Origin of the sequence: Paenibacillus jepli (assembly GCF_047238105.1) — a bacterium.
Lineage (GTDB): Bacteria > Bacillota > Bacilli > Paenibacillales > Paenibacillaceae > Paenibacillus_D.
Genome location: NZ_JBDFMD010000001.1, coordinates 1,084,848 through 1,097,970 on the forward strand (window position 1 = coordinate 1,084,848; position 13,123 = coordinate 1,097,970).

Sequence of the window (13,123 nt, forward strand, 5' to 3'; positions counted from 1 at the left end):
CCTCCCGTCTGAACCTATCCATCAACCAAAGTTTTGCGCAAGGTGAACAAGGATGCCAGCTCCTCATTGGAGAGCTCCGTGATCCAGTTCTCCGATGCGCTGACGACCTGATCGTTGAGCATCTGCTTCCTGGCGATCATCTCGTCGATCCTCTCCTCCAGCGTCCCGAGCGTCACAAACTTGTGTACCTGTACTGTTCGCGACTGGCCGATCCGGAACGCCCGGTCCGTCGCCTGGTTCTCCACTGCAGGGTTCCACCAGCGGTCAAAGTGGAACACATGATTGGCAGCGGTCAGGTTGAGCCCGGTGCCGCCGGCTTTGAGAGACAGGACGAAAGCGCAGCCCGGCGTCCTGCCGTTCTGAAAATCATCGATCATCGCATCGCGCTCTTCCTTCGGAACCGCACCGTGAAGATAAGGCACCTGCCACCCAAATTGCTTTTGCAGCTGCTGCTGAATCATCCGGCCCATACCCACAAATTGTGTGAAAATAAGGCAACGCTCTCCCTCGGCAGCGATCTCCTCGATCATCTCCAGCAGCCGCGTCATTTTGTTGGAGCGCATCGGGTCCCACTGTTCCAACGCGATCCGACTGTCTTTGAGGAGGAGTGCGGGGTGGTTGCATAGCTGCTTGAGCTTGGTCAGCGTAGCCAGAATCAGCCCCCGCCGCTGCATCGGCGTGAGGGTATCCAGTTTCTCCAGCAGCTCGCTTACCGTATTCTCATAGAGCGTACCCTGCTCCACCGTAAGCGAGATATAGGTCCGCGCTTCATTCTTCTCAGGCAGCTCCAGCTGGATCGCCGGATCCTTCTTGAGCCGCCGAAGCATGAATGGATTGACCCATTGCCGCAATCGCCGGATCTGTTCGCTGTCCCGCGTTCGCTCGATCGGCTGCACGACCTCCCTCCGGAACTTGGCGAGCTGGCCCAGATAGCCCGGATTCATGAAATCATGGATCGACCACAGCTCGGTCAACCGGTTCTCCATCGGCGTGCCGGTCATCGCAATGCGATGATAGGCCGGGAGCCGGCGGATGGCAGCTGATTGCTTCGTATAGATATTCTTGATATTCTGGGCCTCGTCAAGGCACAGGGCATTCCATTCGATACTGCTGAGCTCCTCCTCATCCAGCGGAGCCAGCGCATAGGAGGTGATGACCAGATCAGCGCCTTTTACGGCTGCGGCGAATTCTTCTCCCTTGGCGCGCCGCGGACCATAATGAATCCGCGTCTGCAGGGATGGCGCAAATCGCTCCAGCTCTTTCTCCCAGTTGCCGATAACCGATGTCGGACAGATAAGCAGAGACGGCGAGCTGCCGGGGCCGGCCTCTTCATGTCCCGCAGTCGCTGAGGCCAGCTGACGTTCGATCTCCTTAATGTGCAGCAGATAGGCGGTAAACTGAATCGTCTTGCCCAGTCCCATATCATCCGCAAGACAGGCACCCAGGCCGAAGCTGCGCAAAAAAGCAAGCCACGATACGCCTTGAAGCTGATAGGGCCGCAGCTCGCCGGCAAACCCCGCCGGCTTGTCGATCAGCGGCAGTTCAGAGACTGACTGCAGCTGCTCCAGCCATCGTTCGAGATGCTGGTTCAGCTCGATCTCGGTGCGAAGGCCCTCCTCCTGTTCCTCTTGCGACTCCATATCTACCGACTCGCCGCGCAGATGCAGCTCCAGCACTTCCCGGAAGGTGAGGCCCCGCTTCTTGCCAGAGCGCTTCATCCACTGCTGCAATCGCCGCAGATCCCCGGCATCCAGATGTACCCATTCATTGCCCATCTGCAGGAGCCTGCGATTCTCGCGGACCATCTGCATGAAGTCTTCCTCGCTAAGGTCGAGATCGCCTACGGCCAGCTTCCAATCGAACTGAACGATCTGATCCAGTCCGAACATCGACTGCTCGGCAGACCCCACCGAAGACTTGACCTTGGCTTTGAGCCGCGGCTTGCGTCTGCGCGCCGCTTCCCACCATCCCGGGAGCAGGACCGAGCCGCCCGCCTGAAGCAGCCGCAGGCTGCCTTCCTCGAGGAACATCCATGCCTCCTGCTCTTCCAGCGCCAGCCGGATCCGTCCCGGGTGCAGCGGGTCTTCCCACTCAGGAAAGACCCGCTGCCAGCGGCGTTCCTCCTTCTCCATCACAGCCGCCAGCTCGGTCTTCCAGCTGCCTGGGAACTCCAGTGCCGCCTCTTCATCTTCGGGGTAAGCGGTCCAGCCCAAGGAGCCCTGGCCCCGCTGCACGACAAATCTGCGGGCAGTACGGTCCTTGTCCTGCAGGACGATCGCCAGCCGCCAGCCTGCATGCTCTCCCGGCTCCAGCAGCTGCAGGAGGATCCGGAAGGGGGTGTCATCCCTCTTCCAGCCCGCCGCTACCCACCACTCCTCTTCATCCTCCCCGCCTTCGCCGCCTCTGAGGCGGCCGCTCAGCTCCTGTGCTGCCGCGGCAGCCCCCGGATCTCTGGCAATCGCCTCATCGACGGCCAGACTGAGCCAGTCGTGAAGTACAACAGGATCGGCTGCTTCCAGCGCCGCCGTGTCAGCCTCTTCACGGCGGTCAGACGCAGGCAGCCAAAGCTGCCACCTTTGACCGCCCGCCTGCCAGCCCGCCGGCTGGGGGGCATACCAGCCGTGCAGCAGACAACGGCGGATCAGCCGGGCGCTCGTCAGCAGCAGGGAGGCCTGGGCGGACCACTGCACAGCCAGGAGACGCACCGGCTGCGGAGAAGACGCATAATCCATTGCCATGAGAGGCGGCAGCAGCAGTCCGTCATATCCATCAACCCGGCGCTCCTCGGCCTCCGCGCCATACCATGACCCTGCATGCCAGGCGAATAGCAGATACTTGAGCCGCTGCACCGAGCCCTGCCACCCTGCGCCCGATAGCCAGAGACCTTCCCCTGGCAGCCAGCGGCCATCGACGATCCAGCTTTTCGTTTCCATCGGCTTGCTCATGTCACAACCTTTCCTTTCCACAGTTCTTCCTGAAGCGCCCGGAGGCGCTGGTACTTGTGGGAGAGGTGATCCACGAAGCTCTCCCATTGGCCGTGGCGGCCGTCGGCTTGATAGAGCTTCTCCAGCTTCTTCATGAGCTTGACGGCGTTGCGGTAACCTTGACGATTGCGCGAGAGGATCGCTTCGTCCACAGCCTGATGGTAGAGCGGGATCAGCACGGAAGGCGCATGCCTGGCGACAGCTCGCAGATCCTGAACATCCAGCTCCTGCGGCCGGGCGCCGATGAAGAGCTGCAGATCGGCCCACGCTTCGTAATCGGCGCGCTCCAGCCAATGCTCCGAGAGCTCGGCATACGCATGCGGGAGCAGCGCTATCATCCGCTCGGACCACAGGCGGCCCGCTTCAGGCTGACGAACATCGGCCTGACGGCACAGGGCAAGATAGGGGCGCAGGATCGCCGCATTGCGGCAGTCAGCCAACTGCTCGTGGAGATAATCCATCCACCGCCGGAAGGCCCCCCACGCCCGCTCTTCGAGCCGTTGATCCGCAAAGCTGTAGACCAGATCCGCGATCCGGTCGAAATCAACGTCCCGCAGCCGGTCCACAGCCTCCTCATCCTGATAGGCTACGACATCAAAGTGGGCCATAGCGGCTTGAATAAAAGTAAGCTGCCGCTTCTCTAGCCCGGCGTTGTGGCCGAGCAGCGCCTCCAGCTTCTGCTGTTCGGTCTGCCGCCATGTCTGCTCCGCAGCCAGCCGCTCCCAGATGAGATGATACAACCGGTCCCATCGCAGCAGACTCGGCTCAGGAGCTAACGCCATGGTCCGCAGCGCTTCGATCAGCGCTTCCAGCCAGCTCTCCTCCCAAGGAGTCAGTTTCACAAAGCTTAGCGACTCCGTAAGCTCATGAAAATGAGCGATCCACGGGTCGACGGAGCGGGTGAAGGACATCTCGTAATAGTAACGGCTGTATGAATCAGTGGCCGCATAGGCCAGCTCCACCTGTTCCAGCACAAATTCGATCGTGTGAAGCCAATGATACCGCTGCCTGGCTTTATCCCAGTATTTGGCCGAGCCCTTCATCTCCGACAGCACCGACTGCATCGGGTGTAGCGACTGCCGGCACTGCTGCCACACCTCGCCGTACACCTCCTGGAACCACGCTCGCCATGCAGCGACGCCGCCCTCCTCGCCGGGGCTCGAGGGCCGCTCCCGTCCGTCGCGCTCTCTCTGCGGCGTTCCGTAGCCGGCAATCTCGCCGCGCTTCAGATGCTCGTGTACGGACTGGGGATCGATCCCGAGCCGCGCACAAAAGGCATACCATACCGCTATCAGATGCTTGCAGCACATGTCTGCCTCACAGGTGCATTTGCTGTAGCCGAGATGATCCAGATCCAGGATGACGGCAAGTATCCGCTCATCTGCCACAAACCCGTAAACTCTATCTTCGGCTGTCGGTTCCACGGACCGGACCATGCCGCCCCGGAAGCAAGTCATCCCTTGCTCCAGCACCGACTCGGTGGCATGTGCGATCAGTTGCTTGTTTATAGCATTCCACTGTCCATCGGCTAGGCTTGCGGTCATATCCTCAGACTCCTCCGTTCATAAAGGCATCTTTCAATTATACCACACATAAGAGCCCGGAAATAAATTCTATTACGAAGCAAAAAAGCCCTCACGTCGGTAAATCCCGCATGAAGGCTTGTTAGGTTCGTCAGATCTGTGCGGCTACTGCGGATCCCGTTCGGTATCGTCCAGCCAGCGCTGTGTATAGGCTTGCAGTTCTTCTACCTTGCCCTCTCTGGCAAGCGCGTGCAACATTGCTGCATGTTGGCGAATCTCATAAGTCCCCGCGGCCTCATGATTGGCCGCAGCCCTCTCGGTACGCCTCACATTCCGGATCAACACCAGCGTGCAGATGATCATGACAGCAGCGAGCGCCGCCAGCATGAGATGTTGGCGGGTCAGCGTCGACTGGACGTGCCGGTAGTCGGAGACCACGGTCAAGACATAGCGTTCCAGCGGCAGACCATCGGCATCGAGGATGCTCGCCACTCGGTCGATCGTGACCGGGACATATTTTTTCATCACCGTCTTGCCGCCCATCACAGCCTTGACCGTTACTGGCTGATTGGTCGCGTAAGCGGCAGCGATATGCTCGAGCTCCCTGCTGTCGGTGTAGTTATTGGAACCATAAAATACCGGCAGCTGTGTAATATGGCGCAGCTCTTCTCCGAGCTCGGTTTCGGTCAGTTGTTCGCCAAGTGGATAGGTGCTCGGATTGACGGCGCCGATCTCAAGAATAGAGGCGTTTTTGCGCAGCGATTGCTCGATTAGCCGGTTGGCGCCCGTCACGGCTTCATATGCCTCCTGGAGCTCGTAACTGACGTACGGATCGATGATGTAATTGGTCGTACCGTCATAATAATATCCCCATTTACGCACTTTGCTCGTATCCGAAGTGGCGACTTCAAATGGTCCCGTCCAGAAATTGTCCAGCGACTGCCCCCAGTCAATCGTTACTTGATGGTCGTCGAACAACTGGTTGAACGCCTCGTACCAAGGCTTCCATGTCCCTGTCTTCAGGCCCAGCTGCTGGGGATCGGATGATTTATAGAGTACGATATTGTCCTCGGTCCGCTTGAGCAGCGTAATGTGCAGCACGCCGAGCCGCTCGCTGAGTTCAACCAATTGCTCGTTACGCACATTTTCGATATCCGCATCAAGCGCATACTGCGCCGCAATCGAGACGCTGCGCAGCTGTCGTCCGATCTGCTCCTGATACTTCTCCGCGCCAAGCCTGGACTGCTCGATCGAGATCTCCACCTGCCCGGCAACCGCGTCAAGCTCGTGGTTAAGGCTGTCCTCGAGCGATTGCCTGGTCAGCTGATAATAAATGGCGTGCGTGCTGCCAACAATAACAACGACAAGTAGTAAGGTTTTCCACCACGGCATTCGTTTCATCGTCATGCAACATCCCCTGGTCTAATGATCAAGCTTCAGGCCCGCATCTTGCGCAGCTTGCTGAGCAGCGCCCATCTCCGCTCCTGGCGTTTCTTGTAGCGCGGCAGCGACTGATAGATCAGCCCCGCCTCGTCGAATGCCTGACGCGCCTCCTGGCTGCGTCCGAGCTGTGTGTACAGAAGACCTAGCTTGTAATACGCTTCGCTGGAGGATGAATGAATGACGCCAAAAGCCTCCAGATAGCGAATCGCCGTCTCTGACTGCCCCCGCTGGCTGTATAGACCGGCCAGCCGGAGATACGGCTCGCCGTATTTCACCCGCGGATTGATAGACAAGGCGCGTCCGATCGCCTCTTCACCCTTCTCCGGCTCGCCGGTCTGCAGATAGGCCGTCCCGAGATCGTCCCAGTACTCGGCCGAATCCTCCAGCGCGTCTCCCATGGATTCAAGCGTCTTCCGGGCATCCCGGTAACTCTTGCGCTCGATCAGTGCCCGCGCCAGCTCATGCTTGGCCGCGATATCATTGGGATTGAGCATCAGCTGCTGACGCAGCTTGGCGATCCGGCTGCGGCGCCGCAGCGGCTTCGCAAGACTTGGCGAGAGTCCCAGAAAACGCCGGTCCAGCAAATACAGGACGACCAGCAGGATGAGGATGGCGATGAACGGATTGCCGACGATCCACCACAGCAGCGAGAATATTAGAAATTTGCCCATATTTCCCCTCCACCAGCATTCATTCCATTATCATATATCATAGCATATTTTTCCTCGATTCAGTCGGCATCCTGGCAAAGTGTCCGGTGATCGCAGGGAGTGCCTGGACCTGTGTCGAAGTAGTGAGCAAGAGAAATAAAACGTGGAGAGGAGCGCCGCTATGCCTACAGCCGAAATGGAACATATCACGAAGCATCTTCCGTTATGGCTCAACCAGAGCCGACAGGCTGCCTCCGATGGCAAAGTCGCCGATTATATCCCCGAGCTCGCTCATGCGCCGGCCGATGCCCTTGGCTGCATGCTGATCGATACTAACGGTGACTTCGTGACCGCAGGCGACTGCAGTCTGTCATTTACGATGCAGAGTATTTCCAAAGTATTCACTTTACTGCTTGCCCTGATGGATCGTGGCGAAGAGCACGTATTCCGCCATGTCGGGATGGAGCCCTCGGGCGACGATTACAATTCGATGCTGAAGCTTGAGCTTGTGGAGCCGGGCAAGCCGTTCAATCCCTTGATTAACGCCGGCGCCATCGCAGTTACAGCGCTAATCAAAGGCGATTCCATCGATGAGCAGTTTAGCCGGATCCGTGATTTTTTCCGCCTGATCGCCGGCGACCCGACAATTGATTACAGCCACGAAGTATATACGTCGGAGAAGCAGACTGCCCATCGCAACCGTTCGCTCGCTTATTTCCTCAAAGATAACGATGTTCTCTCCGATGAGACCGAAGTCGAAGACGTGCTGGACGTCTATTTCCGGCAATGCTCCCTTGAGGTCAATTGCGAGCAGTTGGCCCGCATGGGGATGGTCCTCGCCAACGGCGGCTTCGACCTCGTCACCGGTCAGGAGATCATCCCCTACCGTTATGTTCAGATCGCCAAAACGTTTATGGTTACCTGCGGGATGTACAACGCTTCCGGCGAATTTGCCATCCAGGCCGGGATCCCCGCCAAAAGCGGTGTCTCCGGCGGTATCCTTGCGCTCGTCCCCGGCCGTTACGGCATCGGTGTGATCGGCCCGGCGCTTAACCGCAAAGGCAACAGCACCGCCGGCCTGCATCTGCTGCAGAAGATGTCCTCCCACTATCAATGGAGCATATTTTAATGCTGTTGAACGCCGGGGACAACGAGATTACTGCGTTTCCATTTTCCTGGTGAGGGGTAATTCAAGGTGAACCGGTTGACACCGATTCTGTCGGTGCAGCCATTCCGTTGAATGCATGCATGGAATAAGGGTCAGACTTATAATTGAAACGAGAACAACCCTTTTTTGTACATGCAGTATTCAGCAATTACAACTCGGGCTTGTCCCCGCAGGAAAGGATGGATATCATGCCTTCAAGCAGTGGAAAGCAGATCAACCCGCCCCAGCACCAGGATCGCCGGCCCGGTCTCGAATCCGAGATGACGCCGCTGCCGGAATTTGACTCCGCCAGCTACAAGGCTGCCGGCAAACTCGCTGACAAAGTGGCCATCATCACCGGCGGCGACAGCGGGATCGGCCGTGCCGCGGCCATCGCCTACGCCAAAGAAGGCGCAGATGTCGTCGTCGTCTATCTTGACGAGCATGAGGATGCCAAGCTGACCCAGCGCCACATCGAGCAAGCCGGGCGCCGCTGCCTCCTGCTGGCTGGCGATGTTGGCGATGCCAGCTTTTGTGCCGATGTGATCAATCAGACGATGGATACGTTCGGCAAGCTGGACGTGCTGGTGAACAATGCTGCCGAGCAGCATCCGCAACAGCAGTTGGAGGATATCTCCGACGAGCAGCTTGAGAAAACGTTCCGGACCAATATCTTCTCGATGTTCTATCTGACCAAGGCCGCCCTGCCGCATCTGAAGCAAGGCGCTGCCATTATCAACACCGCTTCCGTCACCGCATACCGGGGCAGCGCCAACCTGCTCGATTACTCGGCAACGAAAGGCGCTATCGTCTCATTCACGCGCTCGCTCTCGACCAACATCGCCGGCCGGGGCATCCGGGTGAACGGCGTCGCTCCGGGACCGATCTGGACACCGCTGATCCCTTCGACCTTCGAGGAGTCGCAAGTCGCGACATTCGGTGCGGATACGCCGATGCAGCGTCCCGGACAGCCTCGCGAGCTTGCCGCAGCGTATGTATATCTGGCCTGCGACGATTCATCTTATATGACCGGGCAGATGCTTCATATCAACGGCGGCGAAGTCATCAACGGCTAACCCGCGATCAGCAGGATAGGGCTGTCTCCTGGCCGCGTGCGCCAGGAGACAGCCCTCTTAGGTATGAAGCGAAGCCGCGGCTGCGTCGGATTACAGGCACTCGGCCGACTGTCTCACGATCCGTCTTCCAGGAATCTCTCCCTTTCATGCGCGGCGGGCAGCATGCACGTCTCTCGCTTGCCGAACCAGCGGTACCGGTTGCGGGCGACCCCGTCATATACCGCATCCCGCCATGGACGCGGCACGCGGAGCAACCATTGGCACAGCCGCCAGAGCCCGCCGAGCTGACTGCCGACACGCAGCGCGGCATCCGACTTCACGTATAGCTGTCCATCCTGCAGGAGCATGATGCTATCAATCTCCTCAGCGCCATGTCGCTTGACCAGGCGGCGCCCGATGCGGCTCTGCAGGGACGCGAAGCGGAACCGGGCGTTCCGGTCGCGCTTCAGCACAAACTGCACACTCCGACAGCACATGCCGCAATACCCGTCAAACAACATGATCGTTCCTGGCTCTTCCCCTCCATCCTGATTCATCCCCCAACCTCCTCCAGCAGCATCGCGCATCGCATATGGTACTTAGTGTACCCCTTTTCAACTCATCATGAAAGATGCGGGAGAAAGTGCTTTACAAGTCAGATGTTAATTGGTACTCTATTGGCATCAAAGGTACTACATTGGTATGGAATATTGCATTGGAGGAATGGAATGAACAAAAAACCGCTGCTGCGCGAGCAGCTGGCTTCCCGGCTTAGGGAACAGATCCTGGCGCTCCAGTCGTCTTCACCGGTGCGGATTGCTCCCGAACGCGAGCTGGCGGTGCAGTTCGGCGTAAGCAGAATCAGTATCCGTGCGGCCGTCAAGCAACTGGTCGATGAAGGCCTGCTATCGCAGACCCAGGGCAGAGGCACTTATACTACGCCGAGAACCCGGATTCAGACACTGCATTTGTTTCGCTCGCCTGATATTAAAGGCACCGACCCGTTTTACAATGAATTTCTTGTCGAGGTGACGACAATGGCTGCCCTGCATGCCATCGCGCTCGTCATGGTCCATGAAACACAGATTGGCCCGCAAGATCCGCTGGTGCCTCTCGTCATAATCGGTGTCGTCTCGCCAGAGCTTCAGGCCGCACTTGCGCAAGCTTACAGCACGATTATTGTCGTGCAGGGAGACGGGATGCTGCCGGGGGCAATCCACCTTAGATTTGATGATTATGCGATCGGCGAGAGAGCTGCGATCCTGCTCCATGAAGCCGGGTACCGGCAGATCGCGCTGCTGGGGGGTCCCGAACGGTTTCCTTCGGCGCTGCATCGCAAGCAAGGCTTTTTGGACACACTGGACGAACACGGATTGCAAGCGTTTACGATCACTAGCAAAATGAATTGGTCCGGCGGCTACGATGCCGCCCCCCAACTGGCGGAATGGCTGGCAGCCGGCGACGGCCCCAAGGCTGTATTCGCCGCCAATGACTGGATGGCCGTCGGTCTGATCCAGCGATTGAAGGAGAAAACGGTAGTCGTGCCTGATGCACTCGCCGTGATCGGCTGCGATAATATCCAGCTGGCTTCCCAATTCGCCCCTGGTTTGTCCACCTTCGATCTGGACATGAAGCTGCTCTCCGCAGAGCTGATGCGGATTCTGCGCAACGGCCGCGGCGATATCCCCACTGCCGGTGAACAGCGCATGCTGCCGGCAACCTTGATCATCCGGGAGACCTTCATTCCCGTTGCAACCCCTTAATATGAGAGGAGCTCTGACTTATTATGGTACAAGTAACTGTTCGTCCGCAAGCAGGCAAAGGCACGATCAACAAAAACATCTACGGCCATTTCTCCGAGCATCTGGGCCGATGCATCTATGAAGGCATCTGGGTCGGCCACGACTCCCCTATCCCCAATACCGAAGGTATGAGGAACGACGTGCTGGAAGCGCTCCGGGAGCTGAAGGTTCCTGTCCTTCGCTGGCCTGGCGGCTGCTTTGCCGATGAATACCATTGGCAGGACGGGATCGGCCCGGCTGAACAGCGGCCACGTATGATTAATACCCATTGGGGCGGCGTCGTAGAAAACAATCATTTTGGTACACATGAGTTTTTCCGCTTGTGCGAGCTGATCGGCGCAGAGCCTTACGTCAACGGCAACCTCGGCAGCGGCACTGTCCACGAGATGCAGCAGTGGGTCGAATACATGACCTTCGACGGCGAATCGCCGATGGCCAATCTGCGCCGGGCCAATGGCAAAGAAGAGCCTTGGAAGCTGAGCTACTTTGGCGTGGGCAACGAGAACTGGGGCTGCGGCGGCAATATGCGGCCGGAATATTATGCCGACGAGTACCGCCGTTACGCAACCTATGTCCGCAACTATGGCGACAACAAAATTACGAAGATTGCCTGCGGACCTAACTCCCACGACTATGAGTGGACCGAAGTGCTGATGCGCAATGCCGGCCGTTACATGGATGCGCTGACCTTGCATTACTATACACTGCCAACCGGCGACTGGAAGAGCAAAGGATCGGCGCTCGACTTTGGTGTTACGGAATGGTTCACCACCTTGCGGCGCACGCTCGAGATGGAAGAGCTCATCGTCAAGCATTCGGCGATTATGGACAAGTACGACCCTGAGAAGCGTGTAGGTCTGTATGTCGATGAATGGGGAACATGGTACGACGTCGAGCCCGGCACAAATCCCGGCTTCCTATACCAGCAAAATACGATCCGCGACGCGCTCGTAGCCGGTATCAACCTTAATCTGTTCAACAACCATTGCGATCGCGTCACCATGGCGAATATCGCCCAGCTCGTCAATGTGCTGCAGGCGATGATCCTGACCGAGGGAGATCAGATCGTGCTTACGCCGACCTACCATGTCTTCGAGATGTTCAAGGTTCACCAGGATGCGCAGCATGTCGCACTGGACTTCACCAGCCCGGACTACACCTACGGGGCGGAGAAAATCCCGCAGCTCAGCCTTTCAGCTTCCACGGACGGCACCGGAGCGCTCCATATCTCGATCTGCAACCTGCATCATGAGTCGGATGCACCTGTAGTGATCGATCTGGCGGACGACAGCCGCAGCACCGTATCCGGCACGATACTGGCCCATGACTCGCTGCAGGGGCATAACAGCTTCGAGCAGCCGGATGCCGTCTTACCGCAGCCATTTGCCGGCGCCGCGCTGGACAGCGGCAAGCTGTCGCTTACCGTACCTGCCGCCTCCGTGCTGGTAGTGAAGCTGCAGTAGGATGAACGACCCGCAGATCACTGTCGGCCGGGAGCCTTGCAAGGGCTGCACGGCCGACGTCAAGGTGACGGATGAGCAGATGGCCCGGCTGTGGGATCGGCTCGGGAAGCTTCCTCCGGAAGATCTCGCTTCCGAGGCGCTTTACGAGGAACGAATGGCCAAGTGCAGCGCATGTCCCTCCCTGCAATACGGCACGACCTGCCGGCACTGCGGCTGCCTGGTGGCATGGAAAGCCCGTCTTCGTCGGTCCCGTTGCCCGCAGCCGGCAGCGGCCCGCTGGTAATAGATCGCCCAAACTTTCCCCCAAAAGTGAAGCAAGCCTTCGCAGCTCATTCCGATTACTTTTGGGGGTGCCCCCGACATAATGATCCCCCAAAAGTGAAGCAAGCCTTCGCAGTTCATTCCGATTACTTTTGGGGGTACCCCCGAGAGAACTAATTCCACGCCGAAGGTCTTCGTCATCAGTGACGAAGACCTTGGTTTATTTGTGGCGCTATGACCTCATAGGTGGCTCAAGCTATCGCGAATGTGCTATGATAACTACACCCATTTCACTTTGCCATGGAGGGCTTTATGCTGACTTTTGATCAAAAACTGGCGATTATCTCACAATTCCCCGAGCTCACTCGCAAAGATGTGTCGCTTGGCCGTGTTAATTTTCATTTCGAGGGCAGCCTGTACGATAAAAAAACGGTCGTCTATCATCTGCACCCGAACGGCAACGGCTTCGTCTATGCCGGCCGCTTGTCCGGACAACCGACCGACGACAAAGGGTTGATCAACATTCGCGACCACAGCGAAGCGGCGCTCCGCACGCTGCTGCGGAGCGCCATCGATTCTCTGGCCCAGCGAGAAGACCAGCCTGAGCAAGAGTCCTCTGTCCCTTCCTCAGAGCTGCCGGGCCAATGGACCAACGGTGAAGGTCATCGGCTCGTCCTTGCCTTTCAGGACGATCTATGGTACTTATTTGACGGCCCTAACCTGGAGATGGCTTTCGAGACTGCCGGGGAAGCGAGGGAATATCTGCAGGAAGAGGGATTCACCCCTATGGATTGA

At 58.1% G+C, this 13,123-nt stretch carries 11 protein-coding genes; 6 read left to right on the forward strand and 5 right to left on the reverse strand.

Annotated elements, in window-relative coordinates; translation table 11 throughout:
• Nucleotides 1–14 precede the first annotated feature (14 nt).
• From ABC336_RS05010 to ABC336_RS05025, 4 genes are all read right to left on the reverse strand, one after another.
• On the reverse strand, nucleotides 15–2,945 hold the full coding sequence (locus tag ABC336_RS05010; RefSeq protein WP_413237619.1) for a DEAD/DEAH box helicase: 2,931 nt from the start codon (nucleotides 2,943–2,945) through the stop codon (nucleotides 15–17).
• The gene (locus ABC336_RS05015) at nucleotides 2,942–4,528 is read right to left on the reverse strand and encodes a hypothetical protein (protein WP_413237620.1); all 1,587 of its coding nucleotides are present in this window, start codon (nucleotides 4,526–4,528) and stop codon (nucleotides 2,942–2,944) included. The genes ABC336_RS05010 and ABC336_RS05015 overlap by 4 nt, the downstream gene beginning before the upstream one ends.
• Nucleotides 4,529–4,672: 144 nt before the next feature.
• The gene (locus tag ABC336_RS05020; protein WP_413237621.1) at nucleotides 4,673–5,914 is read right to left on the reverse strand and encodes a hypothetical protein; all 1,242 of its coding nucleotides are present in this window, start codon (nucleotides 5,912–5,914) and stop codon (nucleotides 4,673–4,675) included.
• 29 nt (nucleotides 5,915–5,943) lie between these two features.
• Entirely contained in the window at nucleotides 5,944–6,621 is a 678-nt protein-coding gene (locus tag ABC336_RS05025; RefSeq protein WP_413237622.1) for a tetratricopeptide repeat protein, read from the reverse strand.
• Nucleotides 6,622–6,781: 160 nt separating this feature from the next.
• Between ABC336_RS05025 and glsA the strand changes: the two genes are divergently transcribed.
• Both glsA and ABC336_RS05035 read left to right on the forward strand, forming a co-directional pair.
• Nucleotides 6,782–7,729, forward strand: coding sequence for a glutaminase A (glsA, locus tag ABC336_RS05030; protein ID WP_413237623.1), 948 nt, complete (start codon nucleotides 6,782–6,784; stop codon nucleotides 7,727–7,729).
• 227 nt (nucleotides 7,730–7,956) lie between these two features.
• Nucleotides 7,957–8,823 carry an SDR family oxidoreductase gene (locus ABC336_RS05035; RefSeq protein WP_413237624.1) on the forward strand — a complete coding sequence of 289 codons (867 nt, stop codon included), beginning with the start codon at nucleotides 7,957–7,959 and terminating at the stop codon, nucleotides 8,821–8,823.
• A 113-nt stretch (nucleotides 8,824–8,936) separates the two neighbouring features.
• On the opposite strand, the gene ABC336_RS05040 is transcribed toward ABC336_RS05035, so the two are convergent.
• Nucleotides 8,937–9,359: a thiol-disulfide oxidoreductase DCC family protein gene (locus ABC336_RS05040; protein WP_413237625.1), complete on the reverse strand. Its 423-nt coding sequence runs from the start codon at nucleotides 9,357–9,359 to the stop codon at nucleotides 8,937–8,939.
• Between the two features lie 171 nt (nucleotides 9,360–9,530).
• Here ABC336_RS05040 and ABC336_RS05045 point away from each other — a divergent pair, with 171 nt between their 5' ends.
• The 4 genes from ABC336_RS05045 to ABC336_RS05060 all read left to right on the forward strand — a co-directional run bounded on the left by ABC336_RS05045 (nucleotide 9,531) and on the right by ABC336_RS05060 (nucleotide 13,123).
• A complete protein-coding gene (locus tag ABC336_RS05045; protein WP_413237626.1) occupies nucleotides 9,531–10,565 on the forward strand; it encodes a substrate-binding domain-containing protein in 1,035 nt (344 codons plus the stop codon).
• 23 nt (nucleotides 10,566–10,588) lie between these two features.
• Nucleotides 10,589–12,067, forward strand: a complete 1,479-nt coding sequence (locus ABC336_RS05050; protein WP_413237627.1) for an alpha-N-arabinofuranosidase — start codon at nucleotides 10,589–10,591, stop codon at nucleotides 12,065–12,067.
• Between the two features lies 1 nt (nucleotide 12,068).
• Complete coding sequence (locus ABC336_RS05055; RefSeq protein ID WP_413237628.1) at nucleotides 12,069–12,350, forward strand: DUF6171 family protein; 282 nt, start codon at nucleotides 12,069–12,071, stop codon at nucleotides 12,348–12,350.
• A gap of 290 nt (nucleotides 12,351–12,640) precedes the next feature.
• Nucleotides 12,641–13,123, forward strand: a complete 483-nt coding sequence (locus ABC336_RS05060; RefSeq protein ID WP_413237629.1) for a hypothetical protein — start codon at nucleotides 12,641–12,643, stop codon at nucleotides 13,121–13,123.